Below are 23,940 nucleotides of genomic sequence, written 5' to 3'. Positions count from 1 at the left end.
GTTCATCCCAGTAAGATCGCCGCCATGAAAAAGACGATCATGTCCCTCGTGGTGGCCGCGGCCGCCGCGACCGTCATCCCGCTCGCGCCGGGCACCGCGCTGGCCGAACCGGTGCCCTCCGGCTGCCACAGCGGTATCTACTACCAGCCCTACAAGACGTGGGCCAGCTGCGACAGAGGCTCGGGGTATGTGCAGGCCATAGCCACGTGTCCCAGCGGCTCGACCACCAAGAAGGTGAAGGGTCCGTGGAGGCCGGTCACCGGTGGTACCGAGGGGCAATCCGTCGCTGTATGCCCCGGTAAGCGCAACGCCGTCGGCCACGCCTGGGACATCAAGAAGTACTGATCAGGTAATCCGTCAGGCGACGAACGGCGGGTGTCCCGTCTCGCTGACCATCGGACGGCTCGCGCCCGCCCAAGACTGCATGCCGCCGTCGACATTGACGGCCTCGCGCCCGAGCTGGTTGAGCCAGGCCGCGACCTGGAACGAGCGGCCGCCGACCCGGCAGACCACGTAGACGGTCCGGTCGCCGGGCACCTCCTCGACCCGCCCCTGGATCTGCGTCATCGGGATGTGCACTGCCTCGGGCGCGTGCCCGGCCACCCATTCGTCCTGCTCCCGCACGTCGAGCAGGTAACCGTCGGTGGGAACGTCGCTGGCCGGGATCTCTGGAACCGTCATGCCTCCATCATCTCGCGTCGCTCGTCGTAGACGGCACGCGCCTGGGCGATCTCCTGCTGGTGCTCCTCGGTCCAGGTGACCAGGCTCTTGATCGTCTGGTGCAGGGTCCGGCCGAGCGGCGTGAGCGCGTAGTCGACCCGCGGGGGCACCACGGGATGGACCGTACGGCTGACCAGGCCGTCACGCTCCAGGTGACGCAGGGTCACGCTGAGCATCCGCTGGCTGACGCCGTCGATCTCGCGGCGCAACTGGGTGAAGCGCAGGCTCTGGCAGTCGAGCAGCGCGATGACCAGCAGCGACCACTTGTCGGCGACACGGTCGAGTATCTGCCGGACCTCGCAGTCCTCCCTGGTGTCCCACTGCCGCACGTCGTAGTCGTCGTCCACGGTGACCTCGCAGTAACCGGGTGACTTAGAAGTGCCGTCTTCCATGGGATCTCATGCTGCCGGATGATTTGCACGGTTACAAGAGATAACCGAGATGCCGATAAGTAACCGGGGGTTGATCATGTCCAAACGCGCTTGGGGCATGCTGATCGTGCTGTGCGGAGCCGTCTTCATCGAGGGCACCGACGTGGCCATGCTGAACGTGGCCCTGCCGTCGATCAGGGCGGATCTGGGGCTGTCCACGGGCATGCTGAGCGGGGTGGTGAGCGCCTACGTCCTGGGCTGTGGCGGTTTCATCCTGCTCGGCGGCCGGGCGGCCGACCTGCTGGGCAGGCGCAGGATGTTCCTGCTCTGGCTCGGCGTGTTCGTGGTGTTCTCCGGGCTGGGCGGGTTCGCGACCGAGGGGTGGGTGCTGCTGGTCGCCAGGTTCTTCACCGGTGTCGCGGCCGCGTTCATGATGCCCGCCGGACTGTCGCTGATCACCACCAGCTTCCCCGAGGGCAGGCAGCGCAACCGCGCGCTGCTCGTTTACGCGGGGACGGCCGCGGCCGGGTTCGCGCTCGGGCTGGTGGTCGGCGGCCTGCTGAGCTCGATCGGCTGGCGCTGGGTCTTCTTCGCGCCGGTCATCCTGTCGCTGACGATCCTGATCATCGCCGTCCCGGTGCTGAAGGAGCAGCACACGCCCCGGCCCGCGGGCGGCGTCGATCTGGCGGGGGCGGCGACCATCACCGGCGCGATGACGCTGCTGGTCTACGGCCTGGTACGGCTGGAGCACCCCGCCGACGGCCCTGGCTGGACCGTCGCCGCGTTCGCCGGAGGCTTGGCGCTGCTGGCGGCGTTCGTGGCGATCGAACGGCGGGCGGCCACGCCCCTCGTCCGTCTCGGCGTCCTGCGCTCCGCGCCGCTGGTGCGCGCCAACCTGACGGCGCTGCTGCTCACCGCGTCGTTCTTCGGCTTCCAGTTCCTCATCACGCTGTACCTGCAGGAGCTGCGCGGCTGGTCCACCGTCCAGACCGGCCTGGCCCTGCTCGCCGCCGCCGCCGACGTGGTGCTCGCGCCCACGCTGACCCCCTGGCTGGTGCAGAGGTACGGCAACGCCCGGGTGATCTTCGGCGGCCTGCTGTCCGGGCTGGCGGCTTACGGCCTGTTCGTGGGAGTCGGGATGGACTGGTCGTACGCGGCCATGCTGCCGTCGATGCTGATGATCGGGCTGATGTTCGCCTTCGTGTACGGCCCGCTCACGATCGTCGCGACGGAGGGCATCGCGGAGGACGAGCAGGGGCTGGCCGGCGGGTTGCTGAACACCGCCTTCCAGTTCGGCGCGGCACTCGGGCTGTCGATGGTCACGGCCGTCAGCGTGGCGGCGCTCGGCGACGCGACCTCCGCCGAGGCCGGGCTGGCGGCCATCAGGACGGCGCTGCTGGTGCCCGTGGCCGCCACAGCGGTCGCCGCGCTCGTCATCGCCACCGGGCTCCGCCGCCGACCGGCCGCCCCCACCGGCCAGGCCGGAGAGGCCGAGGAGCCCGTCGCCGCCAGGGCGTGAAGCGTTACTTCAGCAGGCGGGACAGGCGGCGGTCGGCGAGCGGCTTGCCGCCTGTCTGGCAGGTGGGGCAGTACTGGAGCGCGGAGTCCGCGAAGGACACCTCACGGATCGTGTCGCCGCAGACGTCGCAGGCCTGACCGGCGCGATTGTGCACGCGCAGGCCGGACTTCTTCTCCGCCTTGAGGTCCTTGGCGGCCAGGCCGTGCGCCCGCTCGACCGCCTCGCGCAGTGTGGTGACGATGGCCTCGTGCAGGTCGGCGATCTGGGCGTCGGTGAGGGTGGCGGCAATCTTGAACGGGGACATCTTGGCCGCGTGCAGCACCTCGTCGGAGTAGGCGTTGCCGATCCCCGCGATGACCTTCTGATCGCGCAGCAGGCCCTTCACCTGGGTGCGGCTGCCGCCCAGGATGGCCTTGAGCGCGGCCACGGTGAAGGCGTCGTCGAGGGGGTCGGGCCCGAGGGCGGCGACACCCGGCACGTCATCCGGATTCTTGGTGACATAGACGGCGAGGCGCTTCTGCGTTCCCGCCTCGGTCAGCTCGAACCCGGGCGCCAGCCCCTCGTCGTCGGGCGCCAGCCGGACCCGTACCGCCAGCGGGCCCTTGCCCGGCCGGACCGGCTTCGCGCCCGAGAGGTCCTCGCGCCAGCGCAGCCACCCCGCGCGGGCCAGGTGGATGACCAGGTGCAGCCCGTCGCAGTCGAGGTCGAGGAACTTGCCGTGCCGCGCCACGCCCGTGATGGTCAGCCCGCCGAGCGCGGTGACCGGCGGGTCGAACGTCTTGAGCGCCGAGAAGGCGACCACGTCGACACCCAGGACCGTACGACCAACCGCCCGCTGGCGCAGGAAACCGGCGAGCGATTCCACTTCGGGGAGTTCCGGCATGCCACCAGGGTACGTTCCGTAGTCGTCCACAGCCTGTGGACAACTACGGAACGTCCCAGAACGCCAGCTCGTGCGCCATGCCCTCGATGAACAGCGCCTCGGCGCGCGCGGGCTCCGGGGCGGCCTCATCGATCATCTCGGCGATCCGCACGGTCAGCGCCGCGAAGCCGGGATCGGCGTACGTCTCCACCCACCGGCGGTAGCGTGGCTCGGCGGGCAGATTCTCCGCCAGCAGCCGACCAAGCTCCGAATATCCCCACATACACGGATAAAGCGCCGCCAGCCCTTCGCCGTAGTCGGCGGCCGACTCCAGCAGGAACGCCGTGTAGGCCGCGCACGCCGGCCCCTTGCGCGCGTTCTCGAGGTCCGCCCCGAACGGGGCCGACAGCTCCCGGTGCAGGCTCAGCTCGTCGTGGAAGGTCGCGTGCGCCAGGTCCACGAGGTCGCCCAGATGCGCGGCCGGCGCCTGCCAGGCCAGCCGCGCGAACACCCGCACGTAGTCCAGCAGGAACAGGTAGTCCTGCTCCAGCCACGACCGGAACACCGGCTCCGCCAGATCACCGCGCCCGATGCCCACCACGGTGGGATGCGCGAGCTGCGCGTCGAGGAGGGGGCGTCCCACCGCGTGCAGCTTCTCCGAGATACCCATGAACGGCACGTTAGTGTCAAAGGATGAGTGTCACGATCGCGGAAGAACTGCTCTTGCTCGCCTACAGCGAGGAGGAGGGCAAGCAGCTGATCGGCTCGACCCAGCTCGATCCGGCCCTCGGCGGCGCGATCCTGGCGGAGCTGGCAGTGAACGAGCGGGTGGCCCTGTCCGGCAAGAAGGTGTCGGTCGCGAACGCCACCCCGCTGGGCGACGACGAGCTCGACGCGGCGCTGACCCGCATCGCGGAGGAGGGCAAGGAGCGCAAGCCCGACTGGTGGGTCCAGAAGCTCCACTCCACCAAGCTGCGCAGGCGGCTGCTGACCCGGCTCGCTGAGGCGGGCGTGCTGACCGAGGAGCGCGGCCGGGTGCTCGCCATCTTCCCCACCACCCGCTGGCCGGAGGCCGACGGCAGCGTCGAGGCGGAGGTCAGGCAGCGCGTGGGCGACGTGCTGGCGGGCGCGGAGCCCGACGCGCGCACCGCGGTGCTCATCGCCGTCATGTACGCGGCCAAGCTCGACCGCAAGGCGTTCCCTGGGGCGAGCAGGAAACGCGTCAAGGAGATCGCCGAGGGCGAGTGGGCGGGCGACGCGGTGGCCAAGACGATCGCCGCGATCAACTCGGTCCTCGTCATCGCCGCCACGAGCGCCGCCATCGGCTCTGCCACCACCTCAGGTAACTGAAAGGTCCGGTACGGCAAGCCGTACCGGACCGTCCGGAGTCGCGGGGTCAGCCGGCGTCGAGAATGTCCTTCGGCACCGGCTTGTCCTCCTTGAGCGCGTTGAACAGGGCCAGGGCCTTCTCCTTGTCCCACTTGACCGCGCTGCCGCCGCCCGCGATCTCGTTGCCGCCGAACGGCACGACCGTGGTCACCGGGCTGTCGCCCATGGCCAGGCCCAGTGACAGCATGTCGAACGCGCCCGTGTCCTCATCGACGGCGACCGCGTCGGTGGCGCTCATGGCCAGCGGGATCGAGGTGAACGGGTTGATCAGCACGCCGGGGCTGGCGGCCTTCTTGACGACCGCGCCGAGGAACTGGCGCTGGCGCTTGGTCCGCTCGAAGTCGGGCAGCGCGCCGCCCTTGCGGGTACGGACGTAGCCGAGCGCCTGCCCGCCGGTCAGCAGCTGGACGCCCTTCTTGAGCTTCAGCCCGGCTTTGGGGTCGTCGACCGCGGCGCGGACGTTGATCTCGACGCCGCCGACCGCGTCGACGATCTCCACGAACCCGGCGAAACCGATCTCCATGTAGTGGTCGACGTGCACCCCGGTGACGGTCTCGACCGTCTGGGCCAGCAGTTTGGGCCCGCCGAAGGCGTACGCGGCGTTGAGCTTGTTGCGGCCCTTGCCGGGGATGGTGACCGCCGAGTCACGCGGCAGGCTGACCAGGGTCGGCTTGTCGCTGCCCGCCGGGATGTGCAGCAGCATCATCGAGTCGGTGCGCTGGCCGGCCGCGCGGCCGGTGGCGAGCTTCTTGCGGTCGGCCGCCGACAGGCCCTTGCGGCTGTCGGAGCCGACGAGCAGCCAGTTGGTGCCCGGGGTGTCGGCGGGACGGCCCGTGTAGTCCTCGAGCACGCCGGGGATCCCGGTCAGCCGCGAGTCGATCCAGAAGAACATGCCGACGCCCACCACGAGCAGCAGCGCCACCACGGCGGCGACGATCGCCAGGATGGTCCGGCCCTTGATCCGCCTGCGCGGCGGCTTGGGTCCTGACGGGTCCGACGGGTCCGACGGAGACGAGCCCCTCTTGGGTGTGAACGGCTTGATCGGGCTGCCGCCCGAGCGCTGCCGGCCGTACACGCGCGAGCTGCCGGCGCGCGGCGCGTCGGAGACCGGCTCGGCGGGCAGGTTCGTCGGCGGCGCCTGCTGGGCCGTCGGCGGAACCTGCTGAGCCGACGGGATCCGATGCGCGGGAGCACCACCTGAGCGCGGGCCGTCAGCGTTCCTGCCGGGCAGCGGGCGGCCATCGCCCGGCGAGCGCATGGCTCGCGTCCGGTCTTCCTCAGACACTTGACCTCTTTCCCCTTCGGTTGTCATAGACGCTACGTCCAACCCCCCACCAGTGAAGACGTCTCACCAAGGTTTTCCCACGGAAAAGTACGCAGAACTAGCGGAGCGTCACTTCGGAAACATTGCTGCCAACCCCATCGTTACGGTTTATGGACTTCCGCCATCGAAGGGATGATCGTGTCCGCCCCGGACCCATGGAATATTCGCCCGTGCACACGCACGGGATCCCCTGAGAACACATCTTTCCGGAGCTCACCACGGTGAGCGCGTATCTCGGGCTGTTGGCCCTCTTCCTGCTCACCGCCGCGACAGGCTACTTCGTCGCGCAGGAGTTCGCCTTCGTCGCCGCCGACCGCGGCCTCCTGCGTGAGCAGGCCGCCGCCGGCGATCCGGCCGCGGAGAAGGCGCTCCAGGTGACCTCCCGCCTCTCCTTCATGCTCTCCGGCGCGCAGCTCGGCATCACCGTCACCGCGCTGCTGGTCGGGTTCCTGGCCGAGCCCGCCATCGCGACGATCGTCGGCCCATGGCTGACGGACACCGGTCTGCCCGAGGGGGTCGTCACCGGCCTGTCCGTGGCCATCGGTGTGTTCGTCGCGACCGTCGTACAGATGGTCCTCGGTGAGCTGGCGCCCAAGAACCTCGGCATCGCCCGTCCGGAGCCCGTCGCCAAGTTCCTCGCCGGATCGACGCTGGCCTACCTCGCCGTGGTCGGCCCGGTGGTCCGGCTGTTCGACTCGGCGGCCACGGGTCTGCTCAGGCGCGTCGGCATCGAGCCCGTCGAGGAGGTGGAGCACGGCGCGACCCCCGAGGAGCTCTCGCGGATCATCGCCGAGTCCACCCTGGCGGGCGAGCTGCCCCCGCGGCTGTCGGAGCTGCTGGAGCGGGCGCTGGAGTTCGGCGACCGCACCGCGGAGGAGATCATGGTCCCGCGCCCGCGCGTGGTCGTGGTCCGCGACTCGCAGCCGGTCTCCGACCTCGTGGAGGTCATCCGCGAGTGCGGCCACTCCCGCTACCCGGTGCTCGGCGCCGACGGCGACGTGGTGGGCGTGACGGGCGTGCGCGAGCTGATCACCTCCGGTCTCGACGACGGCCCGATCATCGGCATCACCCACCCCGCGGTGCTGGTGCCCGACTCGCTGCCGCTGCCCGCCGTACTGAACGAGATGCGCTCGTCCAAGGACGACCTCGTCTGCGTCATCGACGAGTACGGCGGCCTCGCCGGCGTCATCACCGTCGAGGACCTCGCGGAGGAACTGGTCGGCGAGCTCATCGACGAGAACGACCCGGAGCCCGACGGCGCCGTCGAGCAGCCGGGCGGCATCTGGGAGGTGCCGGGCCGGCTCAGGCTCGACGAGGTCGAGCGGGCCACCGGCGTCTCACTGCCCGAGAGCGACGACTACGACACGCTCGCCGGGCTGGTCCTCGCCAAACTCGGGCGCATGCCCGAACCCGGCGACACCGTGACCGTGCCCGTCATCCCGGAGCTGGACCCGTTCGCCGAGGACGAGCAGGAGCACCTGGCCGAACTCACCGTCCTGTCGCTCAACCGCCGCGTGCCCGAAAGAGTACGGCTGGCACCGTTCCAACACGCGGAGGCGGCCCGATGACGATGATCCTGATCAGCCTGGTGCTGCTACTGCTCAACGCACTGTTCGTGGCAGCGGAGTTCGCCTTCGTCTCCGCCAAACGCCACCGCCTGGAGGAGATGGCCGCCAACGGCAACCGCCTGGTCCGCATCGCCGCAAAGTCAGCGGTAGGCGGCGGCCGACGCCTCTCCCTGATGCTGGCCGGCGCCCAACTAGGCATCACCCTCTGCACACTGGCCCTGGGCCAGGTGACAGAGCCGGCGATCGAACACTTCCTGGAACCGGTCTTCGCCGCAGTCGGCATACCAGCATCCATGCGAATGCCCATCGCACTGACCATCGCCCTAGCGCTGGTGACGTTCCTCCACATGGTGATAGGCGAAATGGCCCCCAAGTCCTGGGCACTGACTCACCCAGAGCGAGCGGCCCTCCTCCTGACGCTGCCCTTCCGCGGCTTCACCTGGCTGATGCGCCCCTTGCTGTCAACACTCAACGGCCTGACCAACGTGATCCTCCGCCTGTTCGGCGTAAGCCCAAGAGACGAACTGGCAACAACAAGAACCCCCCGCCAGCTGGCCATGCTGGTCGGCGAATCAGGCCGAATGGGCCTCCTGGACAGAGAAGAACACGACCTCCTCACAAGAGCCCTCCGCCTACAGGCAGAAGGCATAGAACGCCTCATGGTCCCGGTAGACCGTTTCGTCACCGTCCCACCATCGGCCAACGCCAAAGAAATCAGACAAGCGGCAGCGGAGAGCGGCCACCTAAGGCTCCTGGTGGGCGCTAGAGACGACGTACAAGGCGTCCTCCACGCCCGAGACGCCCTGATCCACCCCAACCGCACAGCAACCGAACTGGCCCGCCCAGTCCCTAAGCTGCCCTGCGTAACCCAAGCCCCCGAAGCAGTGACAGCACTGCAGGAGGCGCACGCCCACCTAGCCCTGGTCACCCAGGCCGGCAAGATCATCGGCATGGTAAGCCTGACCGACCTACTCAACGAGCTCCTAGACACCCGAGCAATAGCCGCCTAGCCCCACAGGTGTGGCCAAAAACACACACCCGGCCGGAAAGCAATCCGAAAGCGAACTGCAACCGGCCGGCCCTACCTTCCAAACGCCACCCACGAGATTCCCAAAAAAGAAGAAGCCCCGGCTCTTGCGAACCGGGGCACACTTCGCCAGTGTGGATCTGCGCTAAAGGAAGGCAAACTCTCATACGAGAGATCAACCACCAGCGGGCCTAACGCTGGAGGTCCGAACTCTCATACGAGAGATCAACCACCAGCGGGTCTAACGCTGGGGGTCCGGGGGTCATCCCCCGGTGTAAACGACGAGGGGACCGAGGGAAGCGATCCCGTGAGGGTCGCGACCATGGGTCCCCTGTCACCGAGTGGGCGAGGAGGGATTTGAACCCTCACGTCCTTTCGGACACACGGACCTGAACCGTGCGCGTCTGCCGTTCCGCCACCCGCCCTTGTGGGTGCGGAGAAACAGTAGCACGGAACAGCCCCTGGTACTGAACCCGGATACGATCGCATAAGACACGGGAGCGGAGGAGCTGGGCGCGACAGCTGACGAGCGCCGGGACCACCCCGCGACGTGGGACGAGCGGAGGCCAGGCGCGTTGGGCGCGTCCGGTGGCCGCGATCATATGCACGGAGGAAGGGAGGTACCCGGTGGGAGTCCTTCAGCGCTTCGAGCGAAGGCTCGAAGGCTTGGTTGAGGGGGCCTTTGCGCGGGCGTTCAAATCTGACCTTCAGCCGGTCGAGGTCGCCAGCGCGGTTCAGCGGGAGATGGATGAGCGCGCGGCTATCGTCGCTCAAGGTCGGACGCTCGTGCCAAACGACTTCGTGGTTGAGCTGTCCACGACTGACAGCGAGCGGCTTGAGGTCTATGCCGACAGCATCAGCCACGAGCTGGCCAACCTCGCCAGGGAGTACGCCAAAGAACAGGGCTACTCCTTCGTGGGACCGGTCCGGGTCCGTTTCGAGACCGCCGCCGACCTGGCAGTGGGGTTGTTCCGCATCAGGTCGGGGGTCATCCGCGGCGCCACTGTGGAGCAGGACGAGATTCGCCAGCCGGCGAGTGATCTGCCACCATCCAGGCCCAATGCCTTCAACGGGCGGCCCCGGCTGCTCGTGTCCACTCAGGACGATCCGCAGGGCGACCGCTCCTACGAGCTCACCACTCCGGTGACCTTGCTGGGCAGGGGCACCGACTGCGATCTTCGTCTCGTCGACCCCGGCGTCTCTCGCCACCACGCGGAGATTCGCGTCGAGGGTCAGCAAGTCGCCCTAGTCGATCTCGGATCGACGAACGGCACGTTCGTCAATGGCCAGCCGGTACGCAGAGTCGAGCTCCAGAACGGCACGCGAGTGACCCTGGGGCGCACGACTCTGGTGTTCCGGCGCGATTAGGGGTAGACAAACGGTCCATGTCCGAGCTCACGCTGCTGCTGATCCGGCTCGCCTTCCTGGCTGTGCTGTGGTTCTTCGTCATTGCCGCAGTCGGCGTGATCCGGACTGACTTGTTCGGATCACGTACGGCCCCCGCGGGTCCACGCAAGGGTGGTATCAAGCCCACCAAACCGGCGGCTAAGCCGAAGAATAAGAAGGGCGAGCCACGCCAGCTCGTTGTGACGGGTGGCCCGCTGCAAGGCACCACCATTAATCTCACGGAGACGCCCATCACCATTGGCCGGGCGAACGACGCCACGCTGGTAGTCACAGACGACTACGCTTCCAGCCGGCATGCCCGGCTCTTCCCTCAGGACGGTCAGTGGATCGTGGAAGATCTCGGTTCGACCAACGGCACGTACCTCGACCGCTCAAAAGTCACCCGCCCGACCCCGGTGCCGCTCGGTGTTCCGATCCGCGTCGGCAAGACAGTCATTGAATTGCGCAAATGACCATCGCACTCCGCTACGCCGCCCGCTCGGACGTCGGCCTCCTCCGCGAAGGGAACGAGGACTCGGCGTACGCAAGCGGCCGCCTGCTAGCCGTCGCCGACGGTATGGGCGGACACGCACACGGTGAGGTGGCAAGTTCTGTCGCCATCGCCGCAATGGCCTCTCTCGAAGAGGCTCAACAGGGTGGTGACCTGCTCAACGCCATCGAGGCAGCGGTACGCGACGCCAACCGCAAGCTGCACGAGATGGTGGGGCGGGATCCCAGCCTCAAGGGCATGGGCACCACGCTGACCGCCATGTTCTGGCACGGCACCTCGGTGGCCCTGGTGCATGTCGGCGACTCGCGCGCCTACCTGCTCAGACGCGGGGAGCTCTACCAGATCACCCACGATCACACACTGGTGCAGCAACTGGTCGACGACGGGCGCATCACACCGGAGGAGGCGGCGACGCACCCGCAGCGCTCGATCCTGCTGCGGGCACTCGACGGGAGCGGCGAGGTCGATCCCGATCTCACGTTGCGCGAAGCGCAGGTGGGCGACCGCTACCTCCTCTGCTCCGACGGGCTGTCCGGAGTGGTGAGCGCGGAGACACTGCACGCCACGCTGACGAACATCGACGACCCGGAAGAGGTCGTGCGCCAGCTCATCGACCTGGCCAACAGAGGCGGCGGGCCCGACAACATCACCTGCGTCCTGGCAGACGTGGTGGAGCTCACCGACGGGCAGCAGGTGCCCGCCGAGGTGGCGATCGTCGGGGCGGCGGGCATGAACCGCCTGCGGCACGACGCTCACGACACCTCGCCGGGACGGGCCGGAGCGGTGACCGCGCCCCAGCCGGTGCTGACCGAGGACGACTTCGAAGATTCGGGCCCACAGTCGGCCCGGCGGCCGGTCAAACGGCGCCGGGTGTGGCCCCTGCTGGTCTCGGTGCTGGGCGTGGCCGTCGTCGCCATCGGCGTCGGCGGCTATTTCGGCTGGCAGTGGACTCAGGACCAGTTCTTCGTCGGGGCCAAGGGCGACGAGGTGGTCGTGTTCCGGGGCATCCGCCAGGAGGTGGGGCCGTTTCAGTTCTTCTCGGTCGCGCAGCACTCCGGAAAGCCGCTCTCCCAGCTCTCCGAGCCCGACCAGGCGCTGATCAAGGGCGGCATCGATGTCAAGACCGTGGCGGAGGGCGTGACCCGCATCAACGGTTTCAAGGCCACGGCCGAGCCGACGGAGCAGAAGGCCACCCCGAGCGCGAGCGCCTCGGCCACCCCGAGCGCGACGAAGACGAAGGCGAAGCCGCAGTAGATGAGTGAAGTGGCGGAAGCACCTGTCCTGATGCCGGCCAAGCGGCGGGGGGCCCAGCTGGCCATGCTGGCCTTCGCGGTCGCGATCGTCATGGGCGCCTATGCCAACGTCGGGCTGGGGCTCAACGGCACGATCCCGGCCGGCATGCTGACGTACGGCCTGGGCCTGGGCGGTCTGATGCTGGCCGCCTACCTGGTGCTCGCCAAGTGGGCGCCGTGGGCCGACCCCCTCATCCTTCCTCTCGTGACGCTGGTCAACGGGCTCGGCCTGGTCATGATCTACCGGCTGGAGAACTCCGGCTCCAAGCTCCAGGCCGGCGCGTCGGCCACCAGCCAGATCGTCATGACCGGCGCGGGCGTCGTGCTCTTCACGGTGACGCTGATCGTGCTGCGCGACCAGCGCATGCTGCAGCGGATGACCTACACCGCGGGGCTGATCGGGCTGGGCCTGCTCGTCTCGCCGCTGCTCCCCGTGGTCGGCCAGGAGATCAACGGCGCGCGCATCTGGATCGGGATCTCCGGCGTCTTCAGCATCCAGCCCGCGGAGTTCGCCAAGATCGCGCTGGTCATCTTCTTCGCCGGTTACCTGGTCGCCAAGCGCGACGTGCTGGCGCTGGCCGGGCGGCGGCTGCTCTTCATCGACCTGCCCAGAGCCCGCGACCTCGGCCCCGTGATCATCACCTGGGTGGTGGCCATCGGCGTGCTGGTCATGCAGAAGGACCTGGGCTCCTCCCTGCTGCTGTTCGGGGCGTTCGTGGTGATGCTCTACGTCGCCACGCAGCGCACCTCATGGGTGCTGATCGGCGTCCTGCTCTTCGTCGGCGGCGCGTGGCTGGCCGGGCAGATCTTCAGCCACGTGGGCGACCGGTTCGACGTCTGGCTCGACCCGAGCAGCCCGGTGTTCTACGACCGCCAGTTCGGTGGCAGCTACCAGATCATGCAGGGCCTGTTCGGGCTGGGCGCCGGCGGCATCATGGGCACCGGCCTGGGCCAGGGCCATCCCGATCTGATCCCGCTGGCCTTCTCCGACTTCATCTTCCCCGCCACCGGCGAGGAGATCGGGCTGACCGGGCTGATGGCGCTGCTGATGGTCTACGCGCTGATCGTCGAGCGCGGGCTGCGCACCTCGCTGGCCGCCCGCGACCCCTTCTCCAAGCTGCTGGCGGGCGGGCTGTCGTTCATCCTCGCCTGGCAGGTGTTCATCATCGTCGGCGGCGTGACCAACCTGATCCCGCTGACCGGTCTGGTGACCCCGTTCATGTCCCAGGGCGGCTCGGCGCTGCTGGCTAACTGGATCCTTATCGCGCTGCTGGTACGCATGTCGGACGCGGCGCGCCAGCCTCCGCCCCAGGCGATCCAGAACGAAGGAATGACGCAGGTGTTCCAGCGATGAACGGCACTCTGAAGCGCGTGGCCGTGGCCTGCCTCGCCATGTTCGCGCTCCTGATGATCAACGTGAACATCCTGCAGGTCGGGCGGGCCGAAACCTATAGCAGCGATGCCCGCAACACGCGCAACTACTACGACCGCTACGCCGTCGAGCGCGGCCGCATCACCGCCGGCGGCAAGGTGATCCTGGCGCAGTCGGTGGAGCAGAAGGAAGGCGACTTCCGCTTCCTCCGGAAGTACCCCGACGGCAAGCTCTATGCCCACGTCACCGGCTTCTTCTCGCCGGAGAGCGCGTCGCAGATCGAGCGGTCCGAGAACAAACTGCTCGACGGCTCCAGCCCCGACCTGCTGCTGCGCCGGAGCATCGACCTGTTCACCGGCGAGCCCACCAAGGGCGCCAATGTCGACGTGACGATCAACCCGAAGGCCCAGAAGGCGGCCTATGACGCGCTGCGCGAGAGCGGCAAGCGCGGCGCGGCCGTCGCTCTCGACCCGAAGACCGGGGCGATCCTGGCGATGGTGTCGCTGCCCACCTACGAGCCGGCCGAACTGTCGGGCACCGACAAGGGCAAGGTGTTCCCCCGCTATGACGAGCTGGCCAAGGACAAGGGCCAGCCGCTGCTCAACCGCGTCACCGACCGCACCTACCCGCCCGGCTCCACGTTCAAGGTGGTGACCGCGGCGGCGTACCTGGAGGACGACTCCAGCCGCGGCCCCCAGACGGTCATGGACGCCCCACAGCGCCTCCCACTGCCCGGCACCAACATCAGCCTGCCCAACTACGGCGGCGCGGCCTGCGGTGCCGGACAGGTCCCGCTGGTCTACGCGCTGGAGAAGTCCTGCAACACGCCGTTCGGCAAGATCGGCATGGAGCTCGGCTACGACAAGATGCAGGAGCAGGCGGAGAAGTTCGGGATGGGCAAGCAGCTCGCCATCCCCATGTCGGTGGCCCAGAGCTCCTTCGGCAAGGAGGAGGACAAGGCGGCCCTCGCCATGGCCTCCATCGGCCAGCGCAGCAACCAGATGACCCCGCTGCAGATGGCCATGATCGCGGCGGGCATCGCCAATGACGGCAAGGTCATGAAGCCGTACCTGGTCAACAAGATCACTGACTCCAAGGGCGACTCGATCCAGGACGCCGAGCCCGAGGAGTGGTCGGAGGCGGTCAGCTCCGAGACGGCGGGCAAGCTGCGCGAGATGATGGTCAGCGTCGTCAACAACGGCACCGCCAACCTGGCCCAGATCCCCGGCGTCGAGGTGGCGGGCAAGACCGGCACCGCGGAGACGGCCGACGGGCAGCCGCCGCACGCCTGGTTCATCAGCTTCGCGCCGGCCAATGACCCGCAGGTCGCGGTCGCGATCATCGTCGAGTCGGGCGCCGCCAACGTCGGCGCCGAGGCGACGGGCGGCCACACCGCCGCGCCGATCGGCAAAGCCATCATGGAGGCGGTGCTGAACAAGTGATGACCGCTACGCTGCTGGATCATGCGGCTCGGTAACCGCTACCTTCTGCTCTCCCGCATCGCCTCGGGCGGTATGGGGGACGTCTGGCGTGCCCGGGACGAGCTCCTCGGCCGCGAGGTCGCCGTCAAGGTGCTGCGCAGCCACATCCAGGCCGACCCCACCTTCCGCAGCCGCTTCCGCAACGAGGCCAGGATCACGGCCGCCCTGGGCGACTCCGGCATCGCGCAGATCTTCGACTACGGCGAGCAGAGCGACCTGGCCTACCTCGTGATGGAGCTGGTGCACGGCGAGCCGCTGTCCGCCATCCTGGCCCGCAACGGCGCGCTCGGCCCCGAAGTGGCGCTCGACGTCGTGCACCAGACGGCCAAGGCGCTGCACGCCGCCCACTCGGCGGGGGTCATCCACCGCGACATCAAGCCGGGCAACCTGCTCGTCACATCCGAGGGCACCATCAAGGTGACCGACTTCGGCATCGCCCGCGCCGTGGAGGCGGCTCCGGTGACGCTGACGGGCACCGTGCTCGGCACCGCCCAATACGTCAGCCCGGAGCAGGCGCAGGGCCTGCCGCTCACCCCCTCGACCGACCTCTACTCGCTGGGCGTGGTGGCCTACGAGTGCCTGTCGGGGCGCACGCCGTTCCGGGCCGAGGGCCAGGTGGCGATCGCGCTCATGCATCTCAACGAGCCGCCGCCACCGCTCGGCGCCGACGTGCCCACGGCGGTGCGCGAGCTGGTCATGACGCTGCTGATCAAGGACCCGCGGCACCGGCCGGCCTCGGCGATGGACGTCGCCGACCGCGCCCACATGCTGCGCGAGTCACTGGCCGGCAACAGATCGGCCACCGAGCTCAGCATGCTCACCGACCCGGCGGGCTTCCGGGTCCGGCAGCCGGCGGCCGAACGCACCACCGACCACGTCACCGCCGCGGCGGGCGAGCCCTACGGCAAGGCGTCCGCGCTGTCCGCCGACCACGCGGCCACGATGTACGCGCCGCCCACCGGCTCGGTCACCGGACCCCGCCGCCGCAGGGGCAGGCTGACGATGGCGCTGGTCGCCAGCGCGGGATGCGCCGCCGCCGTCGGGCTCGGCGCCTTCACGTTCATGGAACGCGACGCCGTGCCCGGCCCGCCCAGCGTCGCCGACCCGTCGGAGTCGGCGAGCACGGCTCCGACCTCGAAGTCTCCTCGGGCCAAGCCTCACACTCGGCGACCGCCCGTGATTACGGTGAAGTCGAAGAGGCCGGTACCCTCACGGTCGGCTACGGTAAGCGTGTCGGCAAGTCCAACGAAGAAGCCAACCCCCAAGCCGACGCCGACCACCCGGACACCGACTCCCACACCAACCCCAACGCCCACCACGACACCGAAAAGTCCGACACCAAGCGCTTCGCCTGACCCCGGGGTAACAAACCCGCCGAAGGAGAAGACGTGATGCGCCACGGGGTCGATGATGGACACCGGCGTCCCCCCCGAGCAGGCCGGTACCCAAGATGAACGGTAAGGGACAGTGCAGGAAATGACTCAGCCTCGGCGACTCGGAGGTCGCTACGAGCTCGACGGCGTCGTCGGGCGCGGCGGCATGGCCGAGGTCTATCGCGCCCGAGACATCCGGCTGGACCGCATAGTCGCGATCAAGACTCTCCGCTCGGATTTGGCGCGCGATCACACCTTCCAGGCCCGTTTCCGGCGTGAGGCGCAGTCCGCGGCTTCGCTGAACCACCCGGCCGTCGTCGCGGTCTACGACACCGGCGAGGACGTCAGCGAGGGCGCCCCGGTGCCCTACATCGTGATGGAGTACGTCGACGGCAGGACGCTGCGCGACCTGCTGCGGGCCGACCGCCGGCTGCTGCCGGAACGGGCGGCCGAGCTCGTCGACGGCATCCTGCGGGCGCTCGACTACAGCCACCGCGGCGGCATCGTCCACCGCGACATCAAACCCGCCAACGTCATGATCACCCGCAACGGCGACGTCAAGGTGATGGACTTCGGCATCGCCCGCGCGATGGCCGACTCGGCCGCGACGATGACGCAGACCGCGCAGGTGATAGGGACCGCCCAATACCTGTCGCCCGAGCAGGCCCGCGGTGAGCGGGTCGACGCCCGCAGCGACATCTACTCCACCGGTTGCGTGTTCTACGAACTGCTCACCGGCCAGCCGCCGTTCACCGGCGACTCCCCGGTGGCGATCGCCTACCAGCACGTGCGTGAGGAGCCGATCCCGCCGTCGCAGATCGACCCCGAGATCCCCGCGTGGTGCGACGCGATCGTGCTGAAGGCCATGGCCAAGGACCCCGCGCACCGTTACCAGAACGCGGGCGAGATGCGGGCCGACATCCAGCGGGCGATGTCCGGCCAGCCGGTCGACGCCCAGACGATGGCGATGACCAGCAACTACGGCGCGGGCACCCGCATGATGACGGCGACCCAGGCCGCCACCGGCCCGGCCACTCAGGGCACCCGGGCGGTCCCGCCGTACGAGTACGAGGACGGGCACACCGGCCGTGGCGGCCGGCGGCGGGCGTCCAACAGCGGCGGCAACCAGGCGCTCAAGACCGCGGCCTGGATCATCGTCCCGTTGCTGATCATCGGGGCGTTCGTCGGCATCGGTTACGCGGTGTTCAGCAGCGGCGGCGACAAGCCCACCGGGCAGATCAAGATCCCCTCGCTCGCCACGCAGAATTGGAAGGCCGCCCAGGCCCAGCTCACCACTCTGGGCCTGAAGCCCGAGGTGGTGCAGGAGGCCAACGCCGAGTTCGACAAGGGCACGGTGATCAAGACCGATCCCGTCGAGGGCACCGAGGTCCCGAAGGACTCCACGGTCAAGCTGATCGTGTCCAAGGGGCCGCCGAAGGTGAAGGTCCCCGACGGTCTCGTCGGCGCCACGACCGAGGAAGCCAACGCACTCCTCGAAAAGGCCGGGTTGACGGGCACGGTCAAGACCAAGACCTCGAGCAAGCCGCAGGACCGGGTCATCGAGACCGACCCCAAGGCCGGCGAGGAGGTCGAGAAGGACGGCACCGTCATCCTTTACGTGCCCAAGGCTCTGTCCGACATCCCCAGCGTGATCGGTCTGACCCAGTCGGAAGCCGTCAAGACGCTCAGGGGAGCGGGCTTCAAGGCAAAGGTGGACCCGCAGCCGAGCGACCAGCCGCAGGGTACGGTCATCCAGCAGAGCCCCGAAGCCGGCGCCAAGGTCAACCCCGGCACCACCGTGACGATCGTGGTCTCCACGGGTCCCGAGCAACAGCCGACGCAGGACCCGCAACCGACGGCCGAGCCCACGGGCGACCCGCAGCAGCCTACGGAAGAGCCCACGGACACGGAGCCGACCGACGACTCACCGATCGACGACGGCGACCTGGGCTGACCCCCTAGCCGCCCTCCAGGGCCGCCCTCCCGCACCGGGAGGGCGGCTCTGGCGTATCAGGGCTGGGAACGTAAAAGAGCGCCCCCGCCGCTCGGGGGCAACGGCGGGGACGCTCATCTGTCTGTCGTCCGGCGGCGGGCGAGCGTTACACGATCCCGCGCAGCCAGTTGCCGAGCAGTTGGTGGCCATGCTCCGACAGCACGGACTCGGGATGGAACTGCACGCCCTCGATGGGCGCCGTACGGTGCCTCAGGCCCATGATGACGCCGTCGGCGGTGTGCGCGGTCACGTCGAGCTCGGCGGGCACCGTGTCGGGCCGTACGGCCAGCGAGTGGTAGCGGGTCATCCGCACCGGTGAGGGGAGGCCGGCGAACACCCCGAGCCCGTCGTGCGACACCGCGCTGGTCCGGCCGTGGACGAGCTCCGGCGCCCGCGACACGGTGGCACCGTAGGCCAGGCCGATCGCCTGGTGCCCGAGGCAGACCCCGAGCAGCGGCAGGCCACGCAGGGCCGCGTGACGCACCAGGGGGACGCTCACGCCCGCCGCCTCCGGCGTGCCGGGACCCGGGCTCACCAGGACGCCGTCGAAGCCGTCGGCGTCGCTCACACAGACGTCGTCGCGCGGGCGCACCTCGCACGTGGCGCCCAGCTCGCGCAGGTATTGGACGATGGTGTGGACGAAGCTGTCATGGTTGTCCACGACCAGCACGCGGGTCATTTTCGTACGGTCACCTCGTCGAGCGTCACCGCGGGTTCGAGAAGCGGGAACACGGCATACCAGAGTACGGCCACCGCCACGGCGACCAGCACGGCGGCCGCCAGCAGCTTGGCGCCCGTGCCGCCCGGCAGGCTGCGCCAGAGCCATCCGTACATGTCATTCCTTCCTGAGTTCGGTGTTCTTCAGCACTCCGGACACGATGAGCCGCTGGGCGGCGGAGTACTCGGGGTGGCAGGTCGACAGCGTGATGAAGGCTCTGGTGGGCCTGGCATCGGGCTTGCCGGGCACCGGGCTGAGCACGTCCACCTCGTCGGGTTCCACGATGTGCTGCGAGGTCACCCGGTAGGTGTAGCGGGCCTCAGCGGTGTCGATGATGATCTCGTCGTCGCGTTTGAGCTGGTCGATCCGGTTGAACGGCGCCAAATACGTGGTCCGATGCCCCGATACGACGAAATTTCCGATCTGTCCGGGGAGGGCGGTGCCGGGGTAGTGGCCCGGGCCCTTCTTCAGATGCTCGGTGTCCACGCCCTCCACCACGGCGTAGTGGTAATCGCGCCCGAGCCTCGGGATGCGCAGCATGGCCATGGCCCGGCCCAGCTCGATCTTCGGGAGCGCATGTCTCTCCCCCAGCTCCTGCTGCAACTGCACTTGCATGCGCTGGGTGTAGACGCCCGTCCCCCAGAGCAGGTAGGCGCAGAACAGCAACAGGATCAGGCCCGCGGTGATGGTCAGCTCCCCCGCGGCCCGCAGCACGGCCCTCACTCACTCAGCGTAAGCGCGCCCCAACCGGCGGCCGGGGATCGCCATCTCGTGCGCGTGGCGACTATCCTGGGCACGCTTCAACTACGCTCAACGAATAGCCTGTGGACAATCCGGATGCCCAGGCGCCCAGCAGGAGTTTCCAGTGCCCAAGTCCAAGGCTCGCAAGAAGGCGGTTTACACGCCGCCGCAGAAGTCCCAGCAGGTCACGGTCAGCCCCCGCTGGCTGGCGCCCACCATGGTGGTGTCGTGGATCATCGGCATCCTGTGGATAGCCATCTACTACGTGGCTCCCGGCGCGCCCTTCATCGGCGATCTCCATAACTGGAATCTGCTGATCGGGTTTGTTTTCATCATCTTCGGGGTGGTGCTTTCCACCCGCTGGCGTTAGTTTTTTCCACAGTTTTTCCACACCCTGGGGAAGTCAGCCCGCGACGCCGCTCAAGAGGGCCGAGGATCTGACGGCCACGAGCACGACGAGGATGGCCAGCGCTCCCACGATCGTCAGCACCTGCCAGAGGGTCCTGTTGCTCTTGGGAGCGTAGGCCAGGGCCCCGGCGAGGGCCGATCCGGTGATCAGTCCGCCGATGTGGCCGGTCCAGCTGATGCCTGGGACCACGAAGGTGATCACTAGGTTGATCACGATCAGCACGGCGATGCCGCGTACGTCCATGTTCAGCCTGCGCCCCACCACGAACACGGCGCCGAACAGGCCGAAGATCGCCCCCGACGCGCCCACCGTGAAGTGGTCGATCGGGTCGAGCCAGTAGCCGAGCACCGAGCCGCCCAGCGCGCTGATCAGGTAGATGCCCAGGTAGCGGGTACGCCCGAAGGCCCGCTCCAGGTAGGGGCCGACGACGTAGAGCGCCCAGCAGTTGAACAGGATGTGGAACGGCCCGTCGTGGACGAACGCCGAGGTGAGCAGCCGGTAATACTCATTCTGCGCGACGACCTCGTACGGCCGCATGGCCAGCTCCGCGGTGACCACGTTGCCCGTCAGGTATTGGGCGCCGAAGACGAGCACGTTGAGGGCCAGGAGCGCCCACGTCACGTATGGGGTGTCGACCACGGTGCCGCCGAAGGCCGACCGCGCCTGCCGTAGCCCTCGATTGCCCTCGGCCACGCACTCGGGGCACTGGAAGCCCACTGCGGCGTCGCGCATGCAGTCGGGACAGATGGGGCGCTCACAGCGCTGGCAACGGACCCAGGTCTCTTTCCCCGGGTGCCGGTAGCACGTCGGCACGGCCTCCGCGGGCTGCTCGGGCTGCGGGGGCGGGCTGGGCGGCTGGCTGGTCATGACCGCAGCCTACGGCCTGCGCGACACTGCCGCGCTAGCCTCTGCAGCCCGCCCCGTGCGCTCTGGTCAGCCCTGGACGCGCTCGATCGTGACCGACTCCAGGACCACCTCGTCCTTCGGCTTGTCGCGCTGGCCGGTCGGCGTCTTGGCGATCGCGTCGACGACGTCCTGGCCCTCGATCACCTCTCCGAAGATGGTGTGCTTGCCGTTGAGATGCGGCGTGGGCACGACCGTGACGAAGAACTGCGAACCGTTGGTGCCCTTGCCGAACCGGATGCCGGCGTTGGCCATGGCCAGCAGGTAAGGGCGGTTGAAGTAGAGATCCGGGTGGATCTCGTCGTCGAAGTCGTAGCCCGGCCCGCCGATGCCCTCACCCAGCGGGTCACCGCCCTGGATCATGAAGCCGGGGATCACCCGGTGGAAGATCGTGCCGTCGTAGTAACGGCCGGTGCTCCGCTCGCCGGTGCCCGGGTGGGTCCACTCACGGCCGCCCTCGGCGAGCTCGACGAAGTTGCGGACCGTCTTGGGTGCCTGGTTGGGGAAGAGTTCTATCTTGATATTTCCGCGATTTGTCTGCAGATTTGCGATCAGTTTCTCGGCCACGAGACAGCAGCCCCCCTCTATGCACAAGGTTGGTTTTCTGGTGATTTGATGACGACGGCCGTAGGCCTCGGGAGCCATCCTGCCATGGACGGCCATGATTGAGCCGCGCCGCTACGGGCAGGTCAGGCTCGGGGCCCCATCAAGCAGGGGAGGTCGTTGTGTCCCTGACACGGAGAAAGAGCCGCGTGGTCATTGTTGTCCCACCCACGTGGATGGGCCGTATGAAGGCCCGGGCCGTACGAACCGGCCGGCAAATGGCGCCGATGGCGGATCAGGCCAAGGTGGTCACCGCCCAGCGCATCGAAGACGCCCGTTACTGGGCGGCACCGAGGCTCGAAGAGGCCGCGCATCGGGTCGAGGATCAGCTCGCCCCCAAGGTCAGCGCGATGCTGGCCACCGCGGCCGACAAGATCGATCCCACGCCGCGCAGGTCGCGGCAGTGGCCGGTCATGATCCTGATGACGGGTCTCGCCGTGGGCACGATCGGTTATCTGTTCTACCGGCGTAACGCCCAGCAGTGGACCGATCACATGAAGGACTCGGCCTCGGACGCGTCGCGCTGGGCCGACGACACGGCAGGCAAGGCCGCGGGCGCCACCGAAGGGATGGCGTCCACGGTGTCCGACAAGGCGGATGAGACATCGCGCAAGATGTCATGATCCGCACGAAGGTGCGCCCCCCGCTCGATCGAGCGGGGGGCGCACTTGGCGTTTTGGGTGCGCTTCCTTGTTGACGCCTATACCAAGCGCTTGCTACAACGAGCGACATGGCGCTGTCCCCGCTCGACGACTACCCCATCCACCAGGCGGCCCAGGTCATGCGGCACGTGGCGACCTCCGACCGCAATTTCTACGACCGCTACTACTTCAACTGCCACGCGGGCACCGACGAGCTCATGCTGCTCGTCGGCGCCGGCCAGTACCCGAACCTGGGCGTCACCGACGCCTTCGCCTGCGTCCGCTACGGGAACCTGCACCGCGTCGTCCGAGCCTCGCGCGAGCTCGGCGCCGACCGGATGAACACCGAGATCGGCCCGTTCCAGGTGAAGGTCATCGAAGGGCTCAAACGGCTCCAGATCATCCTGGAGCCCAACGAGCATGGCCTGTCCTTCGATCTCACCTGGGAGGGCACGATCCCGGCGACGCTCGAGCCACGGCACTTCGTCCGCTGGCAGGAGCGGGTCATCTTCGACTCCATTCGGCTGGCGCAGACCGGGCTCTGGTCCGGCCACATCCGCATCGACGACGTGGACATACCGGTCACCCCGGATCGGTGGCAGGGCGCCCGCGACCGTTCCTGGGGCATCAGGCCCGTTGGCGAGCCCGAGCCGCCGGGCATCCAGACGAAGAACGCGGGCACCTTCTACTGGCTGTACGCGCCCATGAGGTTCGACGACCATGCGATCCTCTGCATCGTCCAGGAGGACGAGAAGGGCCGCCGGGTGCTGGAGGAGGCCACCCGGGTCTGGTCCGACGGGCGCGAGGAGGAGTACCTGGGCCGGCCCGAGTACCACCCCGTCTACGCCCCCGGCACCCGTGACGTCGTCGAGGCCACGATCACGTTCTCACCGCCGGGCGGCAAGGCGTTCGACGTGCGCTGCACGCCCGTGCTGCCGGTCCACCTCATGGTCGGCACCGGTTACGGCCTGGAGCCGGACTGGAAGCACGGGATGTACCAGGGTCCCGGGCCGGTCGTGCAGGGAGTCACGTACACACTGCCTGACGACGCGGCCAAGATGTGGGGGATGGTCGACGCCGTGGGGCGTTTCGAGTACGACGGGCTCGTGGGGCACGGCCTGTTCGAGTACTGGGCTCTGGGGCCGCACCCGTCGTTCCCCGAGTGAGCGCGCGCCCGCCGTAAACCCCCGGTGCTACGGCGGGCGCGGCCTCACCTACTTCGACTCACAGTTGACCGTGATCGTCTCGAGCGGCGTACCGCCGTCCTCCGCCTTCTGGGCGGTGGCCCTCTCCAGCTTCACGGCGCCGCTGGTCGGCTCGGCGGCGGTGAACCCCTCGTCGTCGGCGGGGGTGGCGGGCATGGCCGGGACCGCCTCCAAGACCTCCCCCTTCTCGACCGCCTTGATCGCGATCTGGCCGTCGTCGGTGCGGGTGACCGCGATGCCGTCAGGCGCCTCCGCCGTGGCGGTGCCCTCACCGGGCACCGCCACGGCGGTCGCCCGCGCGAACTCGATGGATTTACCGTCGCTCGTCGTACACGTCACCTTGGTGCCCGGGGCCGTCGACGGGGCCTCGTCGGCCATCGCGGATCCGCCCAGGGCCGTGAGCACGAGCACGCCCACCGCGCCGAGTACCGCGAGACGTCGCTTGAACATGGAATCTCCTTGCTGGAAACGATCGGACGCCCCGAGCCTGGCCCGCCGTACCTGAAGTGATCCTGAAGACAGCCGAAACGAT

At 68.6% G+C, this 23,940-nt stretch carries 26 protein-coding genes and 1 tRNA gene; 15 read left to right on the top strand and 12 right to left on the bottom strand.

Annotation, left to right across the window (positions count from 1 at the left end):
• Positions 1 to 24 precede the first annotated feature (24 nt).
• Positions 25 to 345 carry a hypothetical protein gene (locus AB0B91_RS46800; RefSeq protein ID WP_358335319.1) on the top strand — a complete coding sequence of 107 codons (321 nt, stop codon included), beginning with the start codon at positions 25 to 27 and terminating at the stop codon, positions 343 to 345.
• A 12-nt stretch (positions 346 to 357) separates the two neighbouring features.
• Here AB0B91_RS46800 and AB0B91_RS46795 read toward each other — a convergent pair whose 3' ends face one another.
• Complete coding sequence (locus AB0B91_RS46795; protein WP_358335316.1) at positions 358 to 681, bottom strand: rhodanese-like domain-containing protein; 324 nt, start codon at positions 679 to 681, stop codon at positions 358 to 360.
• Positions 678 to 1,112 carry a helix-turn-helix domain-containing protein gene (locus AB0B91_RS46790; RefSeq protein WP_358335313.1) on the bottom strand — a complete coding sequence of 145 codons (435 nt, stop codon included), beginning with the start codon at positions 1,110 to 1,112 and terminating at the stop codon, positions 678 to 680. The genes AB0B91_RS46795 and AB0B91_RS46790 overlap by 4 nt, the downstream gene beginning before the upstream one ends.
• A gap of 76 nt (positions 1,113 to 1,188) precedes the next feature.
• On the opposite strand from AB0B91_RS46790, the gene AB0B91_RS46785 reads away from it, so the two are divergent.
• Entirely contained in the window at positions 1,189 to 2,610 is a 1,422-nt protein-coding gene (locus AB0B91_RS46785) for an MFS transporter (protein ID WP_358335310.1), read from the top strand.
• 4 nt (positions 2,611 to 2,614) lie between these two features.
• On the opposite strand, the gene AB0B91_RS46780 is transcribed toward AB0B91_RS46785, so the two are convergent.
• Entirely contained in the window at positions 2,615 to 3,493 is an 879-nt protein-coding gene (locus AB0B91_RS46780; RefSeq protein ID WP_358335307.1) for a DNA-formamidopyrimidine glycosylase family protein, read from the bottom strand.
• A 43-nt stretch (positions 3,494 to 3,536) separates the two neighbouring features.
• Positions 3,537 to 4,142, bottom strand: coding sequence for a transcriptional regulator (locus tag AB0B91_RS46775; protein WP_358335304.1), 606 nt, complete (start codon positions 4,140 to 4,142; stop codon positions 3,537 to 3,539).
• A gap of 23 nt (positions 4,143 to 4,165) precedes the next feature.
• Between AB0B91_RS46775 and AB0B91_RS46770 the strand changes: the two genes are divergently transcribed.
• Positions 4,166 to 4,822, top strand: a complete 657-nt coding sequence (locus AB0B91_RS46770) for a GPP34 family phosphoprotein (protein WP_358335301.1) — start codon at positions 4,166 to 4,168, stop codon at positions 4,820 to 4,822.
• Positions 4,823 to 4,868: 46 nt separating this feature from the next.
• Here the strand turns inward: AB0B91_RS46770 and AB0B91_RS46765 are convergent, their stop codons facing one another.
• Positions 4,869 to 6,146, bottom strand: coding sequence for an LCP family protein (locus AB0B91_RS46765; protein WP_358335298.1), 1,278 nt, complete (start codon positions 6,144 to 6,146; stop codon positions 4,869 to 4,871).
• Between the two features lie 260 nt (positions 6,147 to 6,406).
• Here AB0B91_RS46765 and AB0B91_RS46760 point away from each other — a divergent pair, with 260 nt between their 5' ends.
• Together AB0B91_RS46760 and AB0B91_RS46755 are read left to right on the top strand one after the other, a co-directional pair.
• A complete protein-coding gene (locus AB0B91_RS46760) occupies positions 6,407 to 7,753 on the top strand; it encodes a hemolysin family protein (protein ID WP_358335295.1) in 1,347 nt (448 codons plus the stop codon).
• The gene (locus tag AB0B91_RS46755; RefSeq protein ID WP_358335292.1) at positions 7,750 to 8,763 is read left to right on the top strand and encodes a hemolysin family protein; all 1,014 of its coding nucleotides are present in this window, start codon (positions 7,750 to 7,752) and stop codon (positions 8,761 to 8,763) included. The genes AB0B91_RS46760 and AB0B91_RS46755 overlap by 4 nt, the downstream gene beginning before the upstream one ends.
• 359 nt (positions 8,764 to 9,122) lie before the next feature.
• Here AB0B91_RS46755 and AB0B91_RS46750 read toward each other — a convergent pair.
• Positions 9,123 to 9,205, bottom strand: a tRNA-Leu gene (locus tag AB0B91_RS46750).
• A 202-nt stretch (positions 9,206 to 9,407) separates the two neighbouring features.
• On the opposite strand from AB0B91_RS46750, the gene AB0B91_RS46745 reads away from it, so the two are divergent.
• The 7 genes from AB0B91_RS46745 (at position 9,408) to pknB (ending at position 18,149) form a co-directional block, all read left to right on the top strand.
• Positions 9,408 to 10,148 carry a DUF3662 and FHA domain-containing protein gene (locus AB0B91_RS46745; RefSeq protein WP_219537008.1) on the top strand — a complete coding sequence of 247 codons (741 nt, stop codon included), beginning with the start codon at positions 9,408 to 9,410 and terminating at the stop codon, positions 10,146 to 10,148.
• 17 nt (positions 10,149 to 10,165) lie between these two features.
• Positions 10,166 to 10,639 (top strand): FHA domain-containing protein, encoded by a 474-nt coding sequence (locus AB0B91_RS46740; protein WP_358335288.1) that lies wholly within the window; start codon positions 10,166 to 10,168, stop codon positions 10,637 to 10,639.
• The gene (locus AB0B91_RS46735; protein WP_358335285.1) at positions 10,636 to 11,931 is read left to right on the top strand and encodes a Stp1/IreP family PP2C-type Ser/Thr phosphatase; all 1,296 of its coding nucleotides are present in this window, start codon (positions 10,636 to 10,638) and stop codon (positions 11,929 to 11,931) included. The genes AB0B91_RS46740 and AB0B91_RS46735 overlap by 4 nt, the downstream gene beginning before the upstream one ends.
• Positions 11,932 to 13,323: an FtsW/RodA/SpoVE family cell cycle protein gene (locus AB0B91_RS46730; protein WP_358335282.1), complete on the top strand. Its 1,392-nt coding sequence runs from the start codon at positions 11,932 to 11,934 to the stop codon at positions 13,321 to 13,323.
• Entirely contained in the window at positions 13,320 to 14,783 is a 1,464-nt protein-coding gene (locus tag AB0B91_RS46725; protein ID WP_358335279.1) for a penicillin-binding protein 2, read from the top strand. The genes AB0B91_RS46730 and AB0B91_RS46725 overlap by 4 nt, the downstream gene beginning before the upstream one ends.
• A gap of 21 nt (positions 14,784 to 14,804) precedes the next feature.
• A complete protein-coding gene (locus tag AB0B91_RS46720) occupies positions 14,805 to 16,214 on the top strand; it encodes a protein kinase (protein WP_358335276.1) in 1,410 nt (469 codons plus the stop codon).
• An 84-nt stretch (positions 16,215 to 16,298) separates the two neighbouring features.
• Positions 16,299 to 18,149, top strand: a complete 1,851-nt coding sequence (pknB, locus tag AB0B91_RS46715; RefSeq protein ID WP_358335274.1) for a Stk1 family PASTA domain-containing Ser/Thr kinase — start codon at positions 16,299 to 16,301, stop codon at positions 18,147 to 18,149.
• Positions 18,150 to 18,294: 145 nt separating this feature from the next.
• Here the strand turns inward: pknB and AB0B91_RS46710 are convergent, their stop codons facing one another.
• The 3 genes from AB0B91_RS46710 to AB0B91_RS46700 are packed head-to-tail and all read right to left on the bottom strand — an operon-like array spanning position 18,295 to position 19,629.
• Positions 18,295 to 18,867, bottom strand: coding sequence for a gamma-glutamyl-gamma-aminobutyrate hydrolase family protein (locus AB0B91_RS46710; protein ID WP_358335271.1), 573 nt, complete (start codon positions 18,865 to 18,867; stop codon positions 18,295 to 18,297).
• Positions 18,864 to 19,022, bottom strand: a complete 159-nt coding sequence (locus AB0B91_RS46705; protein WP_214635370.1) for a hypothetical protein — start codon at positions 19,020 to 19,022, stop codon at positions 18,864 to 18,866. Before AB0B91_RS46705 ends, AB0B91_RS46710 begins: the two co-directional genes overlap by 4 nt.
• Position 19,023: 1 nt before the next feature.
• Positions 19,024 to 19,629, bottom strand: coding sequence for a class E sortase (locus tag AB0B91_RS46700; protein WP_358335268.1), 606 nt, complete (start codon positions 19,627 to 19,629; stop codon positions 19,024 to 19,026).
• 142 nt (positions 19,630 to 19,771) lie between these two features.
• Between AB0B91_RS46700 and AB0B91_RS46695 the strand changes: the two genes are divergently transcribed.
• On the top strand, positions 19,772 to 20,017 hold the full coding sequence (locus AB0B91_RS46695; protein WP_214635368.1) for a cell division protein CrgA: 246 nt from the start codon (positions 19,772 to 19,774) through the stop codon (positions 20,015 to 20,017).
• A 33-nt stretch (positions 20,018 to 20,050) separates the two neighbouring features.
• On the opposite strand, the gene AB0B91_RS46690 is transcribed toward AB0B91_RS46695, so the two are convergent.
• Together AB0B91_RS46690 and AB0B91_RS46685 are read right to left on the bottom strand one after the other, a co-directional pair.
• Positions 20,051 to 20,923: a rhomboid family intramembrane serine protease gene (locus tag AB0B91_RS46690; protein ID WP_358335265.1), complete on the bottom strand. Its 873-nt coding sequence runs from the start codon at positions 20,921 to 20,923 to the stop codon at positions 20,051 to 20,053.
• 66 nt (positions 20,924 to 20,989) lie between these two features.
• Positions 20,990 to 21,526, bottom strand: coding sequence for a peptidylprolyl isomerase (locus AB0B91_RS46685; protein ID WP_358335262.1), 537 nt, complete (start codon positions 21,524 to 21,526; stop codon positions 20,990 to 20,992).
• 263 nt (positions 21,527 to 21,789) lie between these two features.
• On the opposite strand from AB0B91_RS46685, the gene AB0B91_RS46680 reads away from it, so the two are divergent.
• Both AB0B91_RS46680 and AB0B91_RS46675 read left to right on the top strand, forming a co-directional pair.
• Entirely contained in the window at positions 21,790 to 22,185 is a 396-nt protein-coding gene (locus tag AB0B91_RS46680) for a hypothetical protein (protein ID WP_358335259.1), read from the top strand.
• 107 nt (positions 22,186 to 22,292) lie between these two features.
• The gene (locus tag AB0B91_RS46675; protein ID WP_358335256.1) at positions 22,293 to 23,369 is read left to right on the top strand and encodes a hypothetical protein; all 1,077 of its coding nucleotides are present in this window, start codon (positions 22,293 to 22,295) and stop codon (positions 23,367 to 23,369) included.
• Positions 23,370 to 23,417: 48 nt separating this feature from the next.
• Here the strand turns inward: AB0B91_RS46675 and AB0B91_RS46670 are convergent, their stop codons facing one another.
• Complete coding sequence (locus AB0B91_RS46670; protein WP_358335253.1) at positions 23,418 to 23,858, bottom strand: hypothetical protein; 441 nt, start codon at positions 23,856 to 23,858, stop codon at positions 23,418 to 23,420.
• Positions 23,859 to 23,940: the final 82 nt, after the last annotated feature.

This window comes from Nonomuraea sp. NPDC049141, from assembly GCF_040648415.1.
GTDB lineage: Bacteria > Actinomycetota > Actinomycetes > Streptosporangiales > Streptosporangiaceae > Nonomuraea.
The sequence above is the reverse complement of the archived record's forward strand: the minus strand, read 5'-3'. Positions and strand labels throughout refer to the sequence as shown.